19 protein-coding genes are annotated in these 21,339 nt (G+C 69.1%); 2 read left to right on the top strand and 17 right to left on the bottom strand.

Going from position 1 to position 21,339, the window contains the following annotated elements:
• Window positions 1-45: 45 nt before the first annotated feature.
• The 17 genes from ACYQ2W_RS02805 to ACYQ2W_RS02725 all read right to left on the bottom strand — a co-directional run bounded on the left by ACYQ2W_RS02805 (window position 46) and on the right by ACYQ2W_RS02725 (window position 17,615).
• Entirely contained in the window at window positions 46-753 is a 708-nt protein-coding gene (locus ACYQ2W_RS02805; RefSeq protein WP_459863071.1) for an endonuclease/exonuclease/phosphatase family protein, read from the bottom strand.
• Entirely contained in the window at window positions 750-2,888 is a 2,139-nt protein-coding gene (locus ACYQ2W_RS02800; RefSeq protein ID WP_459863070.1) for a VTT domain-containing protein, read from the bottom strand. The genes ACYQ2W_RS02805 and ACYQ2W_RS02800 overlap by 4 nt, the downstream gene beginning before the upstream one ends.
• A 269-nt stretch (window positions 2,889-3,157) precedes the next feature.
• Entirely contained in the window at window positions 3,158-4,600 is a 1,443-nt protein-coding gene (locus ACYQ2W_RS02795; RefSeq protein ID WP_459863069.1) for a nickel-dependent hydrogenase large subunit, read from the bottom strand.
• Window positions 4,597-5,604 carry an NADH-quinone oxidoreductase subunit B family protein gene (locus ACYQ2W_RS02790; RefSeq protein ID WP_459863068.1) on the bottom strand — a complete coding sequence of 336 codons (1,008 nt, stop codon included), beginning with the start codon at window positions 5,602-5,604 and terminating at the stop codon, window positions 4,597-4,599. The genes ACYQ2W_RS02795 and ACYQ2W_RS02790 overlap by 4 nt, the downstream gene beginning before the upstream one ends.
• Window positions 5,597-6,955, bottom strand: a complete 1,359-nt coding sequence (locus ACYQ2W_RS02785; protein WP_459863067.1) for a sensor histidine kinase — start codon at window positions 6,953-6,955, stop codon at window positions 5,597-5,599. Before ACYQ2W_RS02785 ends, ACYQ2W_RS02790 begins: the two co-directional genes overlap by 8 nt.
• Entirely contained in the window at window positions 6,955-8,430 is a 1,476-nt protein-coding gene (locus ACYQ2W_RS02780) for a sigma-54-dependent transcriptional regulator (RefSeq protein ID WP_459863066.1), read from the bottom strand. Before ACYQ2W_RS02780 ends, ACYQ2W_RS02785 begins: the two co-directional genes overlap by 1 nt.
• Complete coding sequence (gene hypA / locus ACYQ2W_RS02775; RefSeq protein WP_459863065.1) at window positions 8,430-8,771, bottom strand: hydrogenase maturation nickel metallochaperone HypA; 342 nt, start codon at window positions 8,769-8,771, stop codon at window positions 8,430-8,432. Before hypA ends, ACYQ2W_RS02780 begins: the two co-directional genes overlap by 1 nt.
• Entirely contained in the window at window positions 8,764-9,906 is a 1,143-nt protein-coding gene (locus ACYQ2W_RS02770; protein WP_459863064.1) for a nickel-dependent hydrogenase large subunit, read from the bottom strand. The genes hypA and ACYQ2W_RS02770 overlap by 8 nt, the downstream gene beginning before the upstream one ends.
• Entirely contained in the window at window positions 9,903-10,484 is a 582-nt protein-coding gene (gene hybE, locus ACYQ2W_RS02765; protein ID WP_459863063.1) for a [NiFe]-hydrogenase assembly chaperone HybE, read from the bottom strand. Before hybE ends, ACYQ2W_RS02770 begins: the two co-directional genes overlap by 4 nt.
• A 331-nt stretch (window positions 10,485-10,815) precedes the next feature.
• Window positions 10,816-11,049 (bottom strand): HypC/HybG/HupF family hydrogenase formation chaperone, encoded by a 234-nt coding sequence (locus ACYQ2W_RS02760; RefSeq protein WP_459863061.1) that lies wholly within the window; start codon window positions 11,047-11,049, stop codon window positions 10,816-10,818.
• Entirely contained in the window at window positions 11,040-11,597 is a 558-nt protein-coding gene (locus tag ACYQ2W_RS02755; protein ID WP_459863060.1) for a HyaD/HybD family hydrogenase maturation endopeptidase, read from the bottom strand. Before ACYQ2W_RS02755 ends, ACYQ2W_RS02760 begins: the two co-directional genes overlap by 10 nt.
• Window positions 11,594-12,181, bottom strand: a complete 588-nt coding sequence (locus ACYQ2W_RS02750) for a HupE/UreJ family protein (RefSeq protein WP_459863059.1) — start codon at window positions 12,179-12,181, stop codon at window positions 11,594-11,596. The genes ACYQ2W_RS02755 and ACYQ2W_RS02750 overlap by 4 nt, the downstream gene beginning before the upstream one ends.
• Window positions 12,182-12,195: 14 nt before the next feature.
• Window positions 12,196-13,899, bottom strand: a complete 1,704-nt coding sequence (locus ACYQ2W_RS02745) for a nickel-dependent hydrogenase large subunit (RefSeq protein WP_459863058.1) — start codon at window positions 13,897-13,899, stop codon at window positions 12,196-12,198.
• Window positions 13,900-13,933: 34 nt separating this feature from the next.
• Entirely contained in the window at window positions 13,934-15,076 is a 1,143-nt protein-coding gene (gene hybB / locus ACYQ2W_RS02740; protein ID WP_459863057.1) for a Ni/Fe-hydrogenase cytochrome b subunit, read from the bottom strand.
• A complete protein-coding gene (gene hybA / locus ACYQ2W_RS02735) occupies window positions 15,073-16,044 on the bottom strand; it encodes a hydrogenase 2 operon protein HybA (protein WP_459863056.1) in 972 nt (323 codons plus the stop codon). Before hybA ends, hybB begins: the two co-directional genes overlap by 4 nt.
• A gap of 9 nt (window positions 16,045-16,053) precedes the next feature.
• On the bottom strand, window positions 16,054-17,190 hold the full coding sequence (locus tag ACYQ2W_RS02730) for a hydrogenase small subunit (RefSeq protein ID WP_459863055.1): 1,137 nt from the start codon (window positions 17,188-17,190) through the stop codon (window positions 16,054-16,056).
• A 116-nt stretch (window positions 17,191-17,306) separates the two neighbouring features.
• A complete protein-coding gene (locus tag ACYQ2W_RS02725; RefSeq protein WP_459863054.1) occupies window positions 17,307-17,615 on the bottom strand; it encodes a hypothetical protein in 309 nt (102 codons plus the stop codon).
• Between the two features lie 6 nt (window positions 17,616-17,621).
• Here ACYQ2W_RS02725 and ACYQ2W_RS02720 point away from each other — a divergent pair, with 6 nt between their 5' ends.
• Both ACYQ2W_RS02720 and ACYQ2W_RS02715 read left to right on the top strand, forming a co-directional pair.
• Window positions 17,622-18,491 carry a hypothetical protein gene (locus ACYQ2W_RS02720; RefSeq protein ID WP_459863053.1) on the top strand — a complete coding sequence of 290 codons (870 nt, stop codon included), beginning with the start codon at window positions 17,622-17,624 and terminating at the stop codon, window positions 18,489-18,491.
• Window positions 18,492-18,591: 100 nt separating this feature from the next.
• Window positions 18,592-21,318, top strand: coding sequence for a tetratricopeptide repeat protein (locus ACYQ2W_RS02715; protein ID WP_459863052.1), 2,727 nt, complete (start codon window positions 18,592-18,594; stop codon window positions 21,316-21,318).
• Window positions 21,319-21,339 lie beyond the last annotated feature (21 nt).

Below are 21,339 nucleotides of genomic sequence, written 5' to 3'. Positions count from 1 at the left end.
TGCCCCCGTTTTCGTCGGCGCGGTAGCGCCGACCTACGCGCCGGATCAGTGGAAGTCGTCGCCCCCCTCCGACCACTCGACCTCCGCCGTCACCGGCAGGTGGTCGGAGGCGATCCGCGCCAGCGGGCTGCGGTGGAGCTCCAGGCGGAGGAGCGCCGTACCGGGACGGACCCAGATGCGGTCGAGGGCGAACAGCGGCATTTTCGCCGGCCAGCTGCGACGGTAGGGGGTGCGTGGAAAGAGCCGGTGCAGGGTCCGCAGCGGCCGCCCCCAAAGGAACCACTCGTTCCAGTCGCCCATCAGCGCCAGCGGCGGCTGAGGCTCCTCGATCAGCGGCAGCAGCCGCCGGATCTGCTCGCGCCGTTCGAACGGACGCAACCCGAGGTGGGTGGCGATCAGCCGGAAGCGCTCTCCCTCCCGCGCCAATACCGCATCGATCGCCCCCCGCGGCTCGCGCCCGGGGACGCTCAGGTCGTGGCGGCGGACACGCTCCGGCGCCCAGCGGCTGAGCAGCGCGTTGCCGTAATGGACGTCGGCGCGCAGCATGGTCATTCCCGGAATCGCCCGCAGGCCGCTCTCGCTGGCCAGGAACTGGAGCAGTCCCAGCGGGTTGCCCGGACGGGACTCCACCTCCTGGAGCGCGATCACGTCGGCGTCCATCTCCCTCAGCACCGCGGCGCAACGCTGCGGCGAGGCGCGACCGTCGCCACCGATCCCGCGGTGGAGATTCCAGGTGGCGAGCTTCAACTTCACGCCTCCCCCTTGCCGTCGGCACGGCGCCGGATCAACCGGCGGCGGAACAGCCACAGCCCGCCGAACAGCAGGGCAGCCAGCGCGGCGATGGACCAACCGATGCCGCCATCCTGTTGGTCGCGCAGCGAGCGGACCGCCGCCTCGGCGAACAGGGCGATGGCCAGGGTACCGGGGAGCAACCCCACCAGGGAGCCGAGGAGAAAGTCGCGGAAGCGGATGTGGGAGGCCCCCGCCACCAGGTTGATGACGGCGTAGGGGGCCACCGGCACCACCCGCAGGGTGACCACGGTCAACAACCCCCTCTGCGAAAGCTTGCGGCTGACCCGGTTGAGGCGACGCCCGGCATAACGGCGCACCAGATCGCGACCGAACAGATGACCCGCGGCGAAGGCCAGCACGCCACCGAGCAGGGCGCCGGCGAGGCCGTAGAGGAACCCGCTGAGCGCGCCGAAGAGGAGCACCGCCGCCACCACCAGCAGGGTCAGCGGCACCCCGGTGGCGCTGGCCACACCGATGGCCGCCACCACCCACAGTGGAGTGCCGGGGTAACGTTCGAGGGCCTGCGCCTGGCGCATCAGCCGGTCGAGGTCGAGCCATTCGCCCAGCCCGCCCCAGCGCCAGGCGACGACCATCGCCAGTAGCCCGCTCAGCACCGCCACGCCGATCAGGACGCCACGCAGGGCGTGTGGTTTGTGCTCGTCGGGCACGAAGTGGTCGACGAAGCGCTCGGGGTCGATCGGCCGCTCCGGGTCGAGCAGCTCCGACTCAGGCACCAGTTGGTCGACCTCCGGGGCCACCACGGGGTCGAGGGGGCGCAGCGTGCGTTCGCCGTCGGCGAGGCGGTCGATCACCGCGAACAGCGAGGGGCATTCGACGAACGCCCCCGCCACCTGCGCGGGATCGACCCCAAGGTGTTCGGCCAGCAGCCGGTTGCGAAAGGCGGCGATCGCCTCGCGGGTCTCCCTCCCCGCCGCCTCGATCACCAGATCACACTCGGTATCCAGCCCCATGGAGCGGTTGCTCAGGTTGGAGGAGCCGACGCGCAGCAGCCGGTCGTCCACCACCATCACCTTGGCGTGGACCATCAGCGCCACCTCGGGCGAGGCGGCGAGGCGTGGGTAGTAGATGCGCAGCCGGCCATGGGCATCCGCCTCGGCCAGGCGGCTCACCAACCGGTGGCGCAGCACGTCCATGGTGTGCTGCTCCAGCCAGCCGCCGGTCTCCCGCGGCATCACCACCACCACCTCCGGCCCCTCCTCGCCGCACAACCGCTCGACCAGCGCCTCGCGGATGCAGTGGGCGGTGAGGTACTGGTTCTCGATGTAGATGAAGCGCTCGGCGGCGGCGATGCTCTCCAGGTAGAGCCGCTCCACCTCCCGCACCTCCGGACGGCCATCGTATTCGGCCACCGTCCGCGCGATCGCCACCTTCACCTCGCGCATCACCGGCTCCAGCGAGGGGGGCCACGGATCCCGCCCGGCGTCGACCCGCGGCGCGGCAAGCGTCTCACCGGTGGCATTGCGCCAGCGCTCGCGGGCCAGCTCGCCGAGGGCCGCCGCCGCGGCGCCGTCCACCGCCATCTGCACGTCGTGGAAGGGGGGATAGGGGCGCCCCTCGGGATCCTTGCGGCGCCCGTCGTCGACCCGATGCACCGAGGTATCCCAGCGCCACTGGCTGAGGTCCAGCCCGCCGCTGAAGGCCACCGCGTCATCCACCACCACCACCTTTTGATGCTGGGAGGCGCCCACCGGGTGGTGGTCGTCCATGTGGAAGCGGACGCGGGGGTGGGTGTTCCAGTTGAGGGTGTAGAGGGGGAAGGGTTCGCGTTCAGCCAGATAGATCATGGCGAAGTCCCAGCTGAGCACGTAGACCTCGACACCGTGCTCGCGGGCGACGAAATCGAGCAGCGCGCCCAGCTCGAGCGGATCGCCATCCTCCTCGCCGTCGCGCACCAGGCGCAGCCGGCTGTGGATGTCCCAACCCAGGAGGTAGACGGTGCGCCTCGCCCGCAGGATCGCCTCGCGGACGGCGCGGAAGTAGTCCGCACCGTCCACCGCCAGGGCGACCCGCCCCGCGGGCTCCCGGCGCCAGCAGTTCTCTCCCGGCTTCAGCAGGGTCTGTTCGGAATCGTTCATCACCCGAGGCTAGTCGGCGGCGGCGGGGCAGGCAAACCGGCGGGGGGCAGCCGTAGGTCGGCGCTACCGCGCCGACGCGAGCGGGGGCACCACCCTTTCATCATTTCCGCCGCACCTCCCGAACGGGACGTCCCGTTCGTATCGTTCATCCCGTCCATAAACCCGCTGCTTCCGCTTACGTCGGCGCGGTAGCGCCGACCTACGACAAGAGATCCGGTGGTCGAAAGTCGACGACGACACGCAACGCATGTCACCACGAGGCCGCCACCTCAGTGGACGGTGCAGACCATGCACGGATCGAAGGAGCGGACGATGTGCTGCACCGCCACCGGCTCCTCCTCGCCGGGGCGGATCGGCGCGCCGGCCAGCGCCTGCTCCAGCGGGCCGGGGACGCCCTCGCGGTCGCGGGGGGAGAAGTTCCAGGTGGTGGGGGCGACGATCTGGTAGTTGAGGATGCGGCCGTTCTTCACCCGCAGCCAGTGGCCGAGGCTGCCGCGGGCCGCCTCCACCAGGCCGGCGCCGCGGGCCTCGTCGGGTAGCGCGAAGGGGGCGCAGAAGGGGGCGCCCGGCTCCAGTTCGGCGAGCCACCCCTGCATGGCGATGACCACCCGCGCCACCTCCAGCAGCCGCGCCACCACCCGGTTACGCACGTTGCCACCGCTCTCGGCGACCAGCTCGCGGATCAGCGGCTGACCGTCCACCTGCTGGCGGGCCAGCGCCCCCACCTCGACCACCGCGCCGTCGAGCCGCGGCGCCTTGCACCAGCTGTAGCCGTCGGCGGCGTCGGCATCGGGCAGGGTCACCCCGTCGTAGGGGTGGCGCGGCTCGCGGCTGCCACCGAGCCAGCCGTGACTGGGGTCCTCGGTGATCGCGGCGGGATCGAGGGGACGCGGGCCGTCGTCCCACACCCCGCGGGCAAACAGCGGCGTGTCGTCGATGGGATAGGCGCCGTAGCTCATGAAGCGGTCGCCGGCCCGTCCCAGGCGATGGAGTTCCAGGGCATCGGCCAGCTCCAGGAAGTGGCGCAGGTCGCCGCCGCCCGGCGCCGCGGCCCACGCCGCCAGGGCGGCGCGGGCGTCGAGGGCGGCCACCGCTTCGAGGGCATCGCCGAACAGCCATCGCTCCAGGAAGCGGCGCAGGGCGTGAAGCTTGGCCGCCATCCGCGCCCGCTCCTCGGCGGCGATGGCGCGGGTGCTCCCCCCCGGCTGGAGGGCGAGGCTGTGGGGCCACTTGCCGGCGAGGATCCCCATCAGTTGGAGGAAGCCGGCGCGGGCCGGCAGGAAGTCCCGGGCGGCGCTCCCCTCCACCGCACGGAAGCGTTCCGCGGTGGTGCCGTACCACGGCTCGCCGGCGTAGACCGGACGGGCGAAGTCGGGCATGAAGAAGAGGTAGAAGTGGGTCAGGTGGTCGGCGACGTTCTCGGTGGCGAGCGTCAGGTTGTGGGCCAGCTCACCGTTGCGCGACGGACGCACCCCGGCGGCATCGGCCAGGGCACGGGCGGCGGCGACCGACTGGGAGACCGAGCAGATGCCGCAGATGCGCGGGGCGTAGACCAGGGCGTCGCCGGGCGCCTTGCCGCGCAGGATCTGCTCGAAACCGCGGTAGAGGGGCGAAACCACCCGCGCCGCGCGCACCCGGTCCCCGTCGCAGTCGAGCTGCACCTCCAGATCCCCCTCGACCCGACCGAAGGGGCCGACGATGCGGGTGGTCACGGCTTCTCCCTCCGCGGTCCGCCGGGGGGCACCACGATGTGGTCGGCCCCGGCATTTTCGGTGAGCCGCTGCGGGGTGGCCGCCTTGGCCAGGGAGGCGAGCGCGACGAACCACGCCTTGGGCATGTCGGTGGGCAGCCCCACCGGGATGCCGGCCACCTTGGGGGTCTCGGCGAAGGGGTGGCCCGGCTCCTCGAAGCCGGGGGCGGTGCAGTTGATGCAGGCGAAGCCGCCGCGCAGGCAGGAGCCCTCGCCGTTCCACGGACGCAGGTTGCAGTCGGCGTGGGCCTGGGTGCCGAGGCAACCCAGGTGCTCCATCAGGCAACCCAGATCGGAGGGCTTGGCGGCGCTCGCCTTGAACTCGTAGTACTCGTTGCGCGGGCAGCCGTGGTGGACCAGGTGGTCGGCGTAGCCCCGCGGCCGGCCCCACGGGTCGAGACGCTCCGTGGTGAAGTGGCCGGCGGCCAGTTCGGCCAGGGTCTCGGTGACCCAGCCGGGGTGGGTCGGGCAGCCGGCGATGTTGACCACCGGCAGGCCCTGGCGGGAGCGGTAGCCCCCGCCGAGCAGGCCACCGGTACGGGCGCCGTCGTACTGCAGGCCGCACGCCTCGCTGGGGTTGCCGCCGGCGGAGGTGACCCCGCCGTAGGCGGCGCAGCTGCCCACCGCCACCACCTGGGCGGCGTGGCCGGCCAGTTCGGCGATCCACGCCATCATCGGCCGGCCGCTGCCGGAGAGGCGGTGAAAACGGCCGCTGCCGTCGGGGCCGCGCACCACCGCCCCCTCCAGGCAGAGCAGATCCAGCGGCTGCTCGCCGGCGGTGATCCGGCCGAGCAGCCGGTGCAGTTCGGCGCCTCCGCCCTCGCTCAGAGTGGGGTGCCAGAGCAGTTCGATACCCGCCGCTTCCAGGGCGGTGAGCAGGTCCGGCGCTTCGGCGGTGAGCAGCGACATGCTGCACCCGCCGCAGCCGCCGGATTGGAGCCAGAGCAGGGTCTTGCGCTCAGCCATCGTCGCTCCCCTGGAGGGGCAGGGTGAGGGTGAAGGTGGCCCCGCCCCCCTCGCGGTTCTCCGCGCGCAACCCGCCGCCCAACTGCTGGGCGAGGCCGTAGCTGATGTAGAGCCCGAGCCCGGTCCCCTGCCCCACCTCCTTGGTGGTGAAGAAGGGGTCGAAGAGGGTCTCCAGGTCGCCCTCGGCGATCCCCGGTCCGCGGTCGTGGACCCGCACCGCCACCGCCTCACCCACGGTCTCGCACTCGACGGTAAGCTCCTTTCCCGCGGATTCACCCATGGCGTCCACCGCGTTCTGCACCAGGTTGACCAGGATCTGATGCACCGGGCCTTTGCGGCCGACCACGGTGAGGGTTTCCGGCAGCCGGTAGAGCACCTTCGGCTTGTGCCGACACGCCTTCACCACCCAACGGACGGCGGTATGCACCAGCGGTGGCAGGTCGTACTCCACCCGCCGCTCCTTGCGCATCGCCGAGTAGCCGCGCAAGCCGCGGACGATCTCGCCGACCCGCTCGGCCCCCTCCAGGGTGCCGTCGATCAGCGGGTCGAGGTCGGCGAGCAGCCGGTCGATGCGCAGCTCCTCGCGCAGCGCGGCCAGTTCGGGGGATTGGGGTTGAGCATGGACGGCGTCGAGGTAGCGGGCGAGCCGCTCGCCGTAGCCCTTGAGGGCGTGCATGTTGCCGAAGATGAAGCTGATCGGGTTGTTCAACTCGTGGGCGACGCCGGCCACCAAGCGGCCGAGGGAGGCCATCTTCTCGGCGTGGATCAGCTGGCGCTGGGTGCGCTGGAGTTCGCCGTGGGCCCGGTTGAGTTCCTGGTAGGCGCGGCGCAGTTCGCCGATGGGCCGACCGACCATCACCATGCCGAGCAGCGAGCCGTCGTGGTCGTAGCGCGAGGAGCAGTTCATGGAGAGCGGCACGGCGGTGCCGTCGCGGTGGCGCAGGGTGACCTCCCGGTCGACCACCAGCCCGCCGCCGAGGCGCTCGGCGAATTCCGCCACCACCGCCAGCGAATCCTCGGCGAACAGCTCGCTCAGGGGGCGGCCGAGCAGCGTATCCTCTGCCCGGCCGGTCACCTCCAGCAGCGCCCGGTTGACCTGCTCGATGCGCCCCTGCAGGTCGCAGACGATGAGCGGGTCGGTCATCGCCGAGAGGACGCTGTCGATGAAGCGCTGGGCCTCTTCCAGGGCGGCGTTGTTGCGCTCCAGCTCCACCTGGTAGCGCACCAGGTCGGCGTAGACCGCGTCCATCTTGCGCACCACCTCGATCCACACCTCCTCGGAGGAGGGACTCAGGGCGAGGGATGCGCCCACCCCGGCCTGATCGATCAGGCTCTGGCGCGCGGTGGCCATCAGTGCGCGGTCCCGGTCGGTTCAACGCGCTCCAGGCCGTAGCGCTCCAGCTTGCCGCGCAGCCCCACCCGGGAGAGTCCCAGCTCCTTGGCCGCGCGGCTCTTGTTCCAGCGGTGGCGGATCAGGGTCTCGCGCAGGATGCGCGCCTCGAACTCCTCCACCCGCTCCTTCAGGGTGCCGTCCATCAGATCGAGGGGCAGCGGCGCCGCCGGCACCTCGGTCGGCAGCGCCTGGAGCACCCGCGGCGAGAGCAGGTCGGCCCCCAGCCAGTCGTCGTCGCCCATCACCAGCATGTGCTGGATCTCGTTCTTCAGCTCGCGCACGTTGCCCGCCCAGTGGTAGGCCTTCATGCAGGCGATCGCCTCGGCGGTGAAGCCCTTCACCCGCTTGCCCAGCCGCTCCATCGCCTTGGCGAGCAGCGCCTCGGCCAGCACCTCGATGTCGTCGGGGCGTTCGCGTAGCGGCGGCAGGGTGATGTTGACCGCGGCGAGGCGGTAGAAGAGGTCCTCGCGGAAGCGGCCGGCGCGCACCTCGCCCTCCAGCTCCTTGTTGGTGGCGGCGATCACCCGCACGTCGACCATGCGGGTGCGGCCGCTGCCCAGGGGGCGCACCTCGCCCTCCTGGAGCACGCGCAGCAGCTTCACCTGGAAGGCGGGGGAAAGTTCGCCGATCTCGTCGAGGAAGACGGTGCCGCCGTTGGCCCGTTCGAACAGGCCGATGCGATCCTCCACCGCGCCGGTGAAGGCGCCGCGCTTGTAGCCGAACAGCTCGCTCTCCAGCAGCTCGTCGGGCAGCGCGCCGCAGTTCTCCACCACGAAGGGGCGCTCCCAGCGCAGGCTGTTGTAGTGCAGGGCGCGGGCGGCCAGCTCCTTGCCGGTGCCCGACTCGCCGGTGAGCAGCACCGGGATGTCGTAGGGGGAGACCCGTTTGACCTTCTCGCACACCGCGTTCATCTTGCTGGCGTCGGTGCGCACGATGCCGTCGTCGTGGAGGAAGCGCTCGCGCAGCGACTCGCGTTTCTCACTGAGCGCGCTCTCCAGGTGACCGGGGGAGGTCTTCAGCTCCACCGAGAGCGCCTCGTTCTGCCGCTGCAGCTCGAACATCCGGCAGGCGTTGCGCAGCAGCAGGATCAGGTTCTCGGGGTGCCACGGCTTGGTCACGTAGTGGTAGATCCCCGCCTCGTTGACCGCGTCGATGATCTCCTCCGAGTCGGTGTAGCCGGAGATGATCATGCGCACCGCCTCGGGCCACTGCTCGCGCACTTGGCGCAGGAACTCCACCCCGCTGGTCTCGGGCATGCGCTGGTCGCAGAGGACCACCTGCACCCACTCGCGCTCCAGCACCGCCCGCGCCTCGGCGGCATTGCGCGCGGTCTTCACCTCGAACTCGTCGGCCAGGGTACGCACCAGGGTCTCCAGGCCGCGCACCTCGTCGTCCACCACCAGCACCACCGGCTTTTCCGTGGGAAGGGACACTACTCCACCTCCAGTTCGACCACCCGCAGCTGGTCGCCGCCGGTGACCTGTAGTTGATAGCCGCCGCAATCCGGGCAGGCGCCGAACCGCTCGTTCAATGCCACCGTGTCCGCGCAGGCCAGACACCACGCCTCGCCGGGACGCTCGACGATCTCCAGCCGCGCCCCCTCGGCAAGGCTGCCGCGGGTGGCGGCGGCGAAACAGAGGCGCAGCGCCGCGCAATCGACTCCGGCGAGCGCCCCCACCTCCAGCCACACCCCCTCGACCCGCCGGAAGCCGCCGTCGCGGGCGGTCGTCTCCGCGACCCGCACCACCCCCTCGCAGAGCGACATCTCATGCATCGGCGGGCAGCTCCAGGGAGTAGCCGACGCAGGGATCGATGGCGTTGATCAGCAGCCGCGCCTGTCGCTCCCGATCCGGATCAGCAAGGGTCGAAAGCGCCGCCGCCACCACTCCGCCGGGGGCGAAGTTCCATTCGGTAGGGGCGAGGATACGGTAGTCGGCCACCACCCCGTCGACCAGCCGCAGGCGGTGGTAGAGACGGCCGCGGGCCGCCTCCGCCCGGCCGATGCCGGTGCCGGCAGCGAGCGGGGACGGTGCCGGCGGTGCGCCTTCCGACCGATCCTCGATCAGCCCTTCGAGGGTCCGCGCCAGCTCGGTGAGCCGGGCGACCAACCGCACCAGCAGGCCATTGCCGTGGCGTTCCGCCAAGGCGTCGAGCAGCGGGCCGGCGCTCCGGGTCCGCGACGAACTCTCGCGACAGCGCCCGTCCCAGCGCGGGGCGGCAATGAAGTCGGCTTCGTCCAGGGCCCGGTCGAGGGCCCCCTCCGGCAGCTCCGGCAGCGCGGCAACGCCGCTCCGTCCGCTCTCCGACCAACCGGCATCGATCACCCGTTGGACCATGCGTGCTGCGATCCCCTCCCCCGCCGCCGCCCACGCAGCGAAGCGCTCGGGCGTATCGATGGCGAGCCAGGTGGACGGCGTCCGGCCGAAGACGGTGCGTGCCAGCAGGTCGCGCAACCCGTCGACCAGCAGCGTGACCTCTCCCGCGGCGGCGATCCCGGCACCGGCCAGGAAGGGGTCGCCGGCGGCACAGAGCGCAAGACGAAAAGAGCGCTGCGCCGCCACCACCGCGGCCAGCGGCTCGGGGTCCGCGACCTCGTCGATCAGCGCCGGCCAGTCGAGGAGGATGCGCCAAGCGTGCTCCTTCACCGTCTCCATCGCCACCAGCCGCTCGCGCAACCGCTCCGTGCCGGGGTGCGAGGCGATACCGAGGGCCTGCTCCGCGGCACGCGCACCGGCGCAGGCCTGGGCCGTGCCGCAGACACTGAAGAGCATGGGGAGCAGGCGCAGCGCCTCCTCCAGGGACTTGCCATGGAAGACGCGGGAGGCATGGACGGGACGGGAGGAGGTGATCGTCACCTCGCCGCCGGGGGCCGGCGGCAGGACGATACGCAGCCCGCCCTCCGGGTTCATTCGCCGCCGACGGAGCCGCGCAGCAGATCGCGGCGGGAGAGGGTGGATTCGGCCAGATCGTCGCGATGGCAGCGCTTGGCCGCGGCGGCTGCCTGCTCCTCGGCGAGGATGTCGGCCATCTCCTCACCCTCCAGGAAGCGGTTCAGGCGCAGCTCCTCCTCACTCGGCTGGTGCTCCTCCTTCTCGGTCATCAACACCTCCATGAAGGCGTTGGCTACCGTCGCCGCCACGCTCTGGTTCTCGAACGCCTGCATCGGCGAGTGGAGGGCGAAACAGAGACAGCGCCCCACCCCGTCGAACTCGTTGAGGGTCAGCTCGTAGGACTTCTCGGGGAGGCGCAGGGTCTGCTTGTCGCCGATGGCCAGCTCAGGCCAGTCGTCCCCCGCGCCCGGCAACAGCATCAGATTCATGAACCAGGGGGTGATCATCACCCCGACGATCCGCTCGCCCCACGGCTGGAACCCCACCGCCTCGACCTTGAGGAACGGGTTGAGCAGCGGCAGCCCCTCCATCTTCTCCCGCCAGATGCGTTCGAAGGCCTGTTCGAGGGCGGTGGAGGCGGAGGTGGGATCGATCATCGACGACTCCGGAAGCCAGGATTAGAGAGAAAGAGGGAATGGATCGGCCAAACTGGAAACCATTCGACCACCTGCAAAGGAAGATACCACAACCGCTCCATCGGGCGGTCCGCGGTCGCGCTGCCTCCGCTTCGGTGGATGCGCTACCGCTTATCCACCCTACGGCTGCAACTTCGCATCTGCGATGGTGGGACAACAAACCATCCCGAACCGATAAAAACCGGGTTGGGTGTGCCGACGATAGGAGGCGCACCGGTCGGAACGTGGTGCGCCTCGTACCTCGGCACACCCTACGCGCTCCCCAACGCCCCGACAGACTCCGTGGTGAAACTCACCCGCCGGACGCGGCCACCAGCGCGGCCAGCTCGTCCATCGCCTCGTTGATCCGCCGGGCCTCCTCCTCGGTCAGCACGTCGCGGGCGGAGCCGAGGAAGTTGACCAACCAGGTCCCCTCGGGCTGGGGGCCGACCAGCATCATGTTGATCTCCTCCTCGCCGTTGCGACCGCGGCAGCGCGCGGTGAAGCCGTGGGACTCGATCACCTGCACCGGCGCGCCTATGCACATTTCGCGCACTCCCGCTCCGCCTGCCCCTCCCAGTAGCCCTTCAGGGGCTCTTCGCGAGCGGTCAGTTCCACCCCCAGCGCGCGCAGCTCGTCGGCCACCATCTCGGCCATCGGCACCACCGCGCGCTCCGCCTCCGGGCTGAGCCCGAGACGGTTCTCCAGGGAGTGGGGGACGAGGCCGATGATGGTGACGTGACCCGGTGCGTCGCCGGTGAGGGTGAGCAGCGCGAGCAGGTCGGAGAGGCCGAGCTGGTGGTTGGAGAGCTTGGTCTGGAAGAAGGCGGGGACCTGTTCATCGACCAGGCGCACCAGGGTGCCATAGGGGGCTCCGGTGTTGACCGCGTCGGCGACGATCAGGTGATCGACGCCGCGCATCGGCTCCAGCAGCTCGGTGCCGGTGGTGCCGCCGTCGAGGATCTCCACCCCGTCGCCGATGCGGTAGCGGCACTGCAACGCCTCCACCGCGCGCACGCCGATCCCCTCATCCTGCATCAGCACGTTGCCGAGGCCGATGACCAGGATCGGGGGCTTGGCCCCCGTGTCGATCAAAGCAGCCCCAGGGCGACGCCCGCCCCGGCCACCACGCCGCCAGCCAGCTTCAGGTAGCGCTCATGACCACGCATCAGCAGGGAGGCGAAACCGATGCCGGCCAGATGCAGCATCGAGGTGGTGATGACGAAGCCGACCCCGTAGCCCAGGGCGGCGGCGGGGGTGGCCAATTCACTGCCGTGGGCGAAGCCGTGGAACAGGCCGAACAGCCCGACCAGGGCGCTGCCCGCCACCACCGGCATGCGCACGCCAAAGGCGATCACCCCGCCGAGCACCACCACCGAGAGGGCGATCATCGGCTCGAACGCCGGCAGCGACACCCCGGCCAGCGCCAGCCCGGCACCACCGAGCATCAGCCCGACGAAGGCGGCGGGCAGCGCCCACACCGCGCGGCCGCCGACGTGGAGCGCCCACGCGCCGACCGCCAGCATCGCCAGCAGGTGGTCGAGACCGCTGACCGGGTGGAGCAGGCCGTGCAGGAAGCCGGAGGCCTGACCGACGCCGGTGTGGGCATGGGCCAGCACGGGGAACAGGGCAACCGCGGCGAGTGCCGCACGGTGGATGTTGTGGAATCGCTTGTTCATGAACAGTTCTCTCCTCAAAGGGCCTTGACCTTGACGATCTCCTGCTGCTCGGTATCCACCATGTGGATCGCACAGGCGATGCAGGGGTCGAACGAGTGAACGGTGCGCAGCACCTCCAGGGGATTCTCCGGATCGGCGATCGGATTGTCCATCAGCGACAGTTCGTAGGGGCCCATCTCGTCGTTGGCATCCCGCGGGCCGGCGTTCCAGGTACTCGGCACCACCGCCTGGTAGTTCTTGATCTTGGCGTCCTCGATCACCACCCAGTGGGAGAGGGTGCCGCGGGGCGCCTCGTGAAAACCGACGCCACGGATCTCGCCCTTGGGGAAGACCGGCGCGTTGAAGGTGTCCTGGTCGCCGTTGCCGATGTTCTCCACCAGCCGGCTCCACTGGTCGTTGAGGGTGTCGAGCATCACCGCGCAGCGCACGGCGCGGGCGGCGTGGCGACCGATGGTCGAGTGCAGCGCGCTGAGCGGGATGTCGGGATTCTTGGAGACCCCCTTGAGGGTATCCATCGCCTGCCCCAGGTACTTCTTGTAGCGCTCGTTGCCGGAGGCGACACCCACCAGCACGTTGGCCAGCGGTCCGACCTCGGCGCGCTGGCCGTAGAAGGTGGGGGCCTTGACCCAGGAGTACTTGCCGTCGTCCTGGAAGTCGGTGTACTGCGGCTCGGTCTCGCCGACGAAGGGGTGCAGCGGGTCGCTGCCCTCGTACCAGGAGTGCTTGGAACTCTCCGCGACGCCCTGACGGAAGTAGTCGTCGTTGAACGAGGTGATCGCCTTGAAGGTGGAGAGGTCGCCGTTGCGGATGTAGCCGCCGGGCAGGTCGAAGACGGTGCCCTTGCTGTCCTGCGGGCAGTCGGGTACGGAGAGGTAGTTCATCACGCCGCCGCCGTAGCCGGCCCAGTCGAGGTAGAAGGCGCCCACCGCCGGCACGTCCACCAGGTAGACCGACTTGACGAACTGGTCGAGCTTGTCGATGAAACCCTTGATCAGCATCAGCCGCTCGATGTTGAGCACCGAGGGGGCGTCGTGGCTGATCGAGTTGCTCACCCCGCCCACCGCCACGTTCTGGATGTGCGGGCTCTTGCCGCCGAGGATGGCGACGATCTTGTTGGCGTGGTTCTGCACCTCCAGGGCCTGGAGGTAGTGGGCCACCGCCAGCAGGTTGACCTCGGGGGGCAGCTTCATCGCCGGGTGTCCCCAGAAGCCGCTGGCGAAGGGACCGAGCTGGCCGCTGTTGACGAAGGTCTTCAGCCGCTCCTGCACCGCCTTCATCTCGTGGGGGCCGTTGAGCGGCCAGTCCGAGAGGGTCTCGGCCAGCTTCGCCGTAGCCACCGGATCGGCGTCGAGGGCGGAGACCACGTCGACCCAGTCCACCGCCGAGAGGTGGTAGAAGTGGACGATGTGGTCCTGGATCGCGTGGGCGGTCTGGATGATGTTGCGGATCAGCTGGGCGTTGAGCGGCACCTCCATGCCGAGGGCGTTCTCCACCGCGCGCACCGAGGTGATCGCGTGGACGGTGGTGCAGACGCCGCAGAAGCGCTGGGTGTAGGTCCACGCCTCGCGCGGATCCATGCCCACCAGGATCTTCTCGATGCCGCGCCACATCTGGCCGGAGGACCACGCATTGGTCACCTTGCCGTTATCGACCTCCACGTCGATGCGCAGGTGCCCCTCGATTCGGGTGATGGGGTCTACGGTAATACGGGTAGTCACGTTTACTTCTCCTAAATCGAAGCGGTAGTCCGGATCAGTGTTGTTCGGCGCGATGGAGCACCGGCAGGTTCTTGACCGCGACGAGGTAGATCAGCACCTCGAGGGCGATCAGCCCGATGGTCACCATCATCTCGGGGACCGACGGGAAGTAGCGGTAGCCCATGCCGGGATTGAGGGTGAGGAGGAAGGCGTCGAAGCGGTAGAGGGCACCGCCGAGCATCATCGACACCGCCCCGACCAGCAGCGCCCCGCCGTTGGCGCGCTTGGCCGGTGAGAGCAGGACCACCAGGGGCACCACGAACAGCGCCGTTTCCAGCCAGAACAGGAAGGCCGCCAGATCGGCGGAGAAGGTCATGCCGAGCTTGCCCTGGACGATCAGCACCAGAAAGCGGATCGCCAGGAACGCCGCCAACAGACCGACGATCGCCTTGCCGATGCCGGCCAGCAGGGGGGTCTCGGAGGGCTGGCGCAGGCCGATGCGGGTGAACGATCCCTCGAAGATGACGATCGAGAAGCCCATGGTGAGCGCCGTCATCAGCGCCAGCAGCGGCTGCATCTGCATGGTCTGCCAGATCGGGTGGACCTTGTGGCCCATGGCGATCAGCAGCGAGCCGAGGGAGGACTGGTGCATGGTCGGCAGCAGCATGCCCAGGGCGATGAAGAAGAACAGCACCTTGTTGAGCTGCTGCTTCAGCCCCTGCAGGCCGAAACGCTCCAGCACCGCCGGGGCGAACTCCATCACCAGCACCAGGATGTAGGTCATCACGCAGAGACCCACTTCCAGCATCACCGAGTTGAAGTTCCAGTGCCACGGCAGAAGGATGTTGTAGAACTGCCACCAGCGCCCCATGTCGAACAGCGCGCCGAAGCCACCAAGGCCGTAGCCGAGCAGGCTGGCGAGCACCGCCGGACGGACCAGCGGGTGGTACTTCCCCTTGTTGAACACATAGACGGTGAAGGCCAGCGCATAGCCGCCGCAGGCCAGGGCGGTGCCGATGACCACGTCATAGACCACCCAGATGCCCCAGGCGAAGCCACCGTTGAGGTTGCTCACCGCGCCCATGCCGAAGAGGAAGCGTTCGATGATGAAGTAGAGGCCGATCAGGAAGATCGCCGAGAAGACCACGAAGGGGCCGGTCAGCAGCCGCCGATCCAGCACCTGGTGTGCGCCGCTCATGACTCACCTCCTTCATCGTCGCCGCTGTTGCGCCGCACCACGTAGGTGAGGCCGGCCAGCACCACCGCCGGCAGCGCCATGTAGTTGTAGAGGGTGTGCTGCACCCCTTCGGCCACCGAGGGGGCGGAGCGTTCGCCGAGCGGCGGCATCCCCAGCTTGTCGAAGGGCACCGCGGAGAGGTGCATGACGTTGGTGCCGCCCGCCTCCTTCTCGCCCCAGATGTGCTGCTGATAGTCGGGCACCGCCTTCTCGTGGGGCTGCGACGGGTGGCTGAGGTCGCCGCGGGGGTAGCTGTAGACCTCGCCGGGTTTCAGCGCGAGGCGCCGTCTCGCCTCCTCCAGCAGCAGCTTGCGCGGCCCGAACAGCGTCGCCCCGGTGGGACAGGCCTCGGCGCAACCGGTCATCATCCCCTTGTCGATGCGCTCGACCCCGGCCTGGTTGCACAGCTGGCACTTGTGGATCGCGCCGAAGGGGTTGTCGTAGTCGAACTGCGGGACGTTGTAGGGGCAGCCGACCATGCAGTTGCGGCAACCGATGCAGGCATCCGGGTGATGGGTGACGATGCCGGTCCGCGGATTGCGGCGCATCGCGGTAACCGGACAGACCGAGACGCAGCCCGGATCGACGCAGTGCATGCAGCTGCGTTTCTCGAAGCAGTAGCCGTCCTCCACCCGATCCTTCACGTCGGCCTTGCCGTCCTTGTAGACCTTGATCACGTTGAGGGTCTGCGGCGACAGGTCGCGCGCCTCGTCCCACGGACGCTGGGCGCCGACGTTCTCCGCCGGCATGCCGTTGACCTCCTTGCACTTGGCGACGCAGGCCTTGCAGCCGACGCAGAGCGTGGAGTCATAGAGCATGCCGACGGCATTCTCCGCCGGCTCCAGGTTGGGACGCGCCTCGGCGACGCCGGGGCTACAGAGGACGGCCGCGCCACCGGCGGCGGCCTTGAAAAAGTCTCTGCGTTTCATCGCGCCCTCCTATTCGTGGCCGTCGCCGGAACCCGCCTTGTCGCTCTCGCCGAGCTTCTTGGCGGCCACCGCCGCGCCGCCGACCACCGCACCGACGGCCGCGCCGGCCAGCGCCGCGGCGCCGGGGGTCATGCCGCTGTCGATGCCGCGATCCTCGATCCGCGGGAAGGCGGTGGGCGGTTCGTAGGTCTTGACGTCGGCGAGGCTGAACAGCGCCTTGTGGAAGCCGACCCCCTCCTCGGAGCAGCCGAAGCAGGGGTGGCCGACACCGATCGGCCAGACCCCGCCGCCGACGTTGTTGTACTCCAGGCTGGGACAGTTGTTGTAGGTCTCCGGCCCCTTGCAGCCGAGCTTGTAGAGACACCACCCCTGGCGATGCCCCTCGTCACCGAACTGCTCGGCGAAGCGGCCGGCGTCGAAGTGGGGACGGCGATAGCAGTTTTCGTGGATCAGCCGGCCATAGGCCCACTTCGGACGCCCCTGGGCGTCGATCGGCGGCAGCTTGCCGTAGGTGACGAAGTAGAGGACGGTGCCGAGGAAGTTGGCCGGGTTGGGCGGACAGCCGGGGATGGTGATCACGGTCTTGTCCTTGAGCACCTGCGGCGCACCCTTCGCCCCGGTGGGGTTGATGCCCGCGGAGGGCACCCCACCCCAACTGGCGCAGGAACCGATGGCGACGATGGCCGCGGCGTGTTCGGCCGCCTCATTGACGATGTCGAGCATCGTCTCGCCGCCGATCTTGCAGTAGATGCCGCCGTCCTTGGTGGGGATCGAACCCTCGATCACCAGCAGGTACTTGCCCTTGTTCTCCTCCATCGACTTGCGCTTGATCTCCTCCACCTTGTGACCGGCCCCGGTGTCGAGGGTCTGGTGGTAGTCGAGGGAGATCAGGTCGAGGATCAGGTGTTCGAGGGAGGGCTGCTCGGAGCGGAGCAGCGCCTCGCTGGGGCCGGTGCACTCCTGGCCGTGGAGCCAGATCACCGGCGGGCGGCGCTTGGGGTCGGCCACCGCCTCGGCCATGGTCACCGCCTCGCTGACCGGCAGCCCGAGGGAGGCGGCCACGCCGGCACAGAATTTCAGGAAGGTTCGGCGGCTCACCCCCAGCCGCTTCTCCACGCTCGTGAAATCGAAATCGCTCTCCGCCATCGGGACTCCTCCGCTATCGGGTCAGATGCGGTTTATTGAATAAGGAAGAAGCATCTGCCGGAGGCATGGACAGCAAAAGCCGGACCAAAGGCAACGTTTACCAAATTTTCATGCGGTTACCAAAAAGGTGGGTTTTTCCTTACCCGTTGTGGACGCATAAAAAAATACAAATTATCAAAAAAGCGAAAAGAAACCTGCCACTCCGCCATCACCGGATAGTCACACAGGCGAACCCGGATGGCCACGGGGATGGTGCCGCCGGCAACCCCTTGACCAGCCTTGCGCTTGAATTTCGGAGCTGGACGCCGAAACGGCGCCTTAAACCAATGCCCCCCCGTGCCGATATCCACAATGTAAAGCGCAATCGATGGACAAGATGGCGGATCGACACCGCCAACGTCCGCTCCCCCCTCCCTCTCCATCAAGGCCCCATGATCCGTAGACGCCCCATCCTCTGCCCTCCACACGCCGATCAGCCGACGCCCGGCGAGCGGGACCTCCTCGACTCCGCGACGGTCGACCGCCTGATCTGCGCGGGACTGACGGAACACATGGCCGCGCTGGAGGAGGCCGGCCTGGAGCTGAGCTGGCCGGTGGTGCGGTGCATGCGGGACGGGAAGCGTTCGATCATCGAAGTCGATTCCCCCTATTTCTTCCTCAACGACCACCAGCAAGGCGACACCAAGCCGACCTCCGCCGCCGTGGGCGTCCGCCCCACGGTGGCCGGCAGGCGGAGCGACTTCGGCAGCGGCGAGCAGTTCATCGTGGCGATGCGCAACCCGAAGGGCGGCGCGATCGACGTGATCCTCTACTCCGGGGGGGTGTTGATGCTCTATCGCAACTCGCTGTCGCCGAAAGAGACGCCGGAGTGCCTGGCGGCCCTGCCGACCCATCCTGCAGAATTCCCGGCCTTCGTGGAGAGCGCCGTCAAGGCCGCTGCCGACCGGCTGGGCGACTACCTCTCGCGGGTCGAGGAGCCGTCGGTCATCCGGTTGAACCGGGATATCCTCAACCGCCACGACCTGGCGCGCCACCTGTCGGAGGCGATGGTCGAGGCGGACTGCAGCCACTTCGCGCTCGACCCCGAGGTGGAGCACGTCGCCAGCGATCCGGGGATCGCGAAACGGGTCAACGACGAAGGCCGGCTCCAACAGCTCGAATACCTTCTCCTCACCGTCGGCGAGGTGCAGACCCGCGCCATCGTCCAGCGCTGCATCCAGGCGTTCGCGACACGGGCCAAGGGGCGGCGAGGTGACGACGCATCCCGTAACCGGCCCGTCTTCAAGGCTCGAGCGGGTTAACGGAAGGCGATCACGGCGGGTGGTTCGACCCGACGGAATTGAAGTACGATGTCGCGCCGATTTCAGCGCTGATGCGACCGGCGTGCCCACGAGGTTTGCGATGAGCTCCAATCAGACACAACGCGAGTTGACCATCGTCGAGGCGCTGTCGGAAGCGTTGGACCATCATCAGCAGGGGCGCTATCAGGAAGCCGAACAGCTCTACCTGGCGATCCTCGCGCACCAGCCTGACCATGCGGACGCCAACCACAATCTGGGAGCGCTCGCACTGCAAATCGGCAACCCCGCGGCGGGCCTGCCCTATCTGAAGGCCGCCGCCGAGGCGGCCCCCCACCACGTCCGGTTCCGGCTGGATTACGGTGAGGGGTTGCTGGCCGCCGGCCGGCCGGACGAGGCGCTGCAAACCGCGGAACGGGCGTTACCGGAGGGTGGGGACGATGTCGCGGCGACAAGGGCTCTTGCCGAGCGTGCATTGATCGCCGTGTTTCAAACGGCCCCGCCCCCGCAGGCGCTCGATGCCGCCGAGCGTTTCGCCGGCCGTTGGCCGGATGCGCCCATCGGCTGGACCATACGGTTCGCCTGCCGGCAAAGCCGGGGAGAATTCGAGGAGGCCCTCCAGGCCGCCCGACAGGCGGTGAGGCTCGACCCGACGACACCCGACGCCCATTCCAACCTCGGCATCGCGTTGCAGTCGCTCGGTCGCCTGGAGGAGGCGGAGGCCGCCTATCGCCGCGCCCTCGCCATCCGGCCGGACTTCGCGGAGGCCCATGGCAACCTGGGCCGGACGCTCCGCGAGCGGGGCCGGATGGATGAAGCGGAGGCGGCCTATCGGCGGGCGTTGGCCATCCGACCCGACTATGCGGACGCCTGCTACAACCTGGGCAATCTGCTCCGGGAACTCGCCCGTTTCGACGAGGCGGCGGTCGCCTACCGGCAGGCCCTGGCGATCCAGCCGGACGACGCCGAGATCCACTACGACCTGGGCAATACGCTGCGCAAACTGGACCGCCCGGAGGAGGCGGTGGACGCCTACCGGCAGGCGCTGGCGCTCAAGCCCGACGATGCCGATACCTGCGCTCGCCTGGGCCATACGCTGTGGACACTGCGTCGCCTGGAGGAGGCCGAGCACGCCTATCGACAGGCGCTGGCGATCCGGCCCGGCGATGCCGAAACCCTCCACAATCTGGGTATCACGCTCGGCGATCTCGGACGCCCGAATGACGCGAAGGCGGCGTACCGGCAGGCGCTGGCGGTCCGGCCGGACTACGCCGAGGCATACAACAACCTGGGCAGCACACTCCTGGAACTGGAGCGCATGGATGAGGCGGAGGCCACCTGTCGACAGGCGGTGAAGATCAAGCCCGACTTCGCAGAGGCCTACAACAACCTGAGCATCGTACTCTGGAAGACGGGCCGCCTGGAGGAGGCGGAAGAGAGCTACCGTCAGGCGCTGGCGATCAAGCCCGACTATGTCGATGCCTACAGCAATTTGGGCAATACGCTGCGCGAACTGGGTCGCCTGGACGCGGCGGAGAGCGCCTACCGTCAAGCACTGGCGATCCAGCCCGACAACGCCGGAACCCACAGCAATCTGCTGTTCCTGCTCGACGGAAGCAACCGTTCGACCCCCGAGGCCCGCCTTGCCGAGGCGCTCCGCTACGGCACCGCCGTGGCCTCACGCGCGGCCCCCCATACCACCTGGCGCTGCCCACCCGACCCCGAGCGACCGCTGCAAGTGGGCTTGGTCAGCGGCGATCTGCGCAACCATCCGGTCGGTTATTTCGTCGAGACGGTGCTCGCCGAACTGAGTTCGAAACGACTCTCCCTGAACGCCTACCTGACCCAGGCCTGCAACGACATGCTTGCGGCACGGCTGCGCCCCGCCTTCGCCCGCTGGGAGGACGTCCGGCTGCTCTCCGACGAGGCCCTGGCCCGGCGTATCCACGACGACGCCATCGACATCCTGATCGACCTCTCCGGCCACACCGCGGGCAATCGCCTGCCGATGTTCGCCTGGAAACCCGCACCGGTGCAGCTCAGCTGGCTTGGCTACACCGCCACCACCGGGGTGGCCGAAATCGACTACTACCTGACCGATCCGGTGCGGGTGCCGCCCGGCCACGAGCGGTGGTACAGCGAGACGGTGTGGCGGCTGCCCGAGACCCGGGTCTGCTTTACCCCGCCACAGACCCGGCAGCCGGTCGGGCGGCTGCCGGCGTTGGACAGCGGCTTCATCACCTTCGGCTGTTTCCAGAATATCGGCAAGGTGACGGACGAGGTACTGGCGGTGTGGAGCCGGATCCTTCGCCGCGTGCCGAACGCGAGGCTCCGTCTCCAGGCGAAACAGTTGGCCAGCTCAGCGACACGTGAACGACTGACAGAACGACTGGGCCGCCACGGGATCGACCCTGCACGGGTGGCGTTGCAGCCACCGACGGATCGGGAGGCCTATCTGCAGGCGCACGCCGAGGTGGACCTGATCCTCGACACCTTCCCCTATCCCGGCGGGACGACCACCTGCGAAGCGCTGTGGATGGGGGTGCCGACGCTGACCTGGGCGGGGGAGAGCGAGACCTCGCGCAACGGCGCCAGCCAGCTGAGCTGCGCCGGGCTGGCGGAATGGGTAGCGGAGAGTGAAGAGGCCTATGTCGACAAGGCGGTGGCCTTCGCCGAAGACCTGGAGGGATTGGCGGCCTTGCGTGCCGGACTCCGCGCGCAGGTGGCCGCCTCCCCACTGTTCGACGCCCGCCGTTTCGCCGACCATTTCGAGACGGCGCTACGGGAGATGTGGCGCCGCTGGTGCCAGTCGGTCGTCCCACCCGAATAGGGGAAGGCGTCGGGCCTCCGG

This window comes from Endothiovibrio diazotrophicus (genome assembly GCF_054657215.1).
The sequence above is the reverse complement of the archived record's forward strand: the minus strand, read 5'-3'. Positions and strand labels throughout refer to the sequence as shown.

What these genes read in the sequence shown, in the direction of transcription:
- ACYQ2W_RS02800 (WP_459863070.1), bottom strand. Translation starts at nt 2,888, where the DNA reads ATGAACGATTCCGAACAGACCCTGCTGAAGCCGGGAGAGAACTGCTGG.
- hypA (WP_459863065.1), bottom strand. Translation starts at nt 8,771, where the DNA reads ATGCATGAGATGTCGCTCTGCGAGGGGGTGGTGCGGGTCGCGGAGACG.
- ACYQ2W_RS02790 (WP_459863068.1), bottom strand. Translation starts at nt 5,604, where the DNA reads ATGGCTGAGCGCAAGACCCTGCTCTGGCTCCAATCCGGCGGCTGCGGC.
- hybB (WP_459863057.1), bottom strand. Translation starts at nt 15,076, where the DNA reads ATGAGCGGCGCACACCAGGTGCTGGATCGGCGGCTGCTGACCGGCCCC.
- ACYQ2W_RS02760 (WP_459863061.1), bottom strand. Translation starts at nt 11,049, where the DNA reads ATGTGCATAGGCGCGCCGGTGCAGGTGATCGAGTCCCACGGCTTCACC.
- hybA (WP_459863056.1), bottom strand. Translation starts at nt 16,044, where the DNA reads ATGAAACGCAGAGACTTTTTCAAGGCCGCCGCCGGTGGCGCGGCCGTC.
- ACYQ2W_RS02715 (WP_459863052.1), top strand. Translation starts at nt 18,592, where the DNA reads ATGAGCTCCAATCAGACACAACGCGAGTTGACCATCGTCGAGGCGCTG.
- ACYQ2W_RS02770 (WP_459863064.1), bottom strand. Translation starts at nt 9,906, where the DNA reads ATGAACCCGGAGGGCGGGCTGCGTATCGTCCTGCCGCCGGCCCCCGGC.
- hybE (WP_459863063.1), bottom strand. Translation starts at nt 10,484, where the DNA reads ATGATCGATCCCACCTCCGCCTCCACCGCCCTCGAACAGGCCTTCGAA.
- ACYQ2W_RS02750 (WP_459863059.1), bottom strand. Translation starts at nt 12,181, where the DNA reads ATGAACAAGCGATTCCACAACATCCACCGTGCGGCACTCGCCGCGGTT.
- ACYQ2W_RS02785 (WP_459863067.1), bottom strand. Translation starts at nt 6,955, where the DNA reads ATGGCCACCGCGCGCCAGAGCCTGATCGATCAGGCCGGGGTGGGCGCA.
- ACYQ2W_RS02720 (WP_459863053.1), top strand. Translation starts at nt 17,622, where the DNA reads ATGATCCGTAGACGCCCCATCCTCTGCCCTCCACACGCCGATCAGCCG.
- ACYQ2W_RS02730 (WP_459863055.1), bottom strand. Translation starts at nt 17,190, where the DNA reads ATGGCGGAGAGCGATTTCGATTTCACGAGCGTGGAGAAGCGGCTGGGG.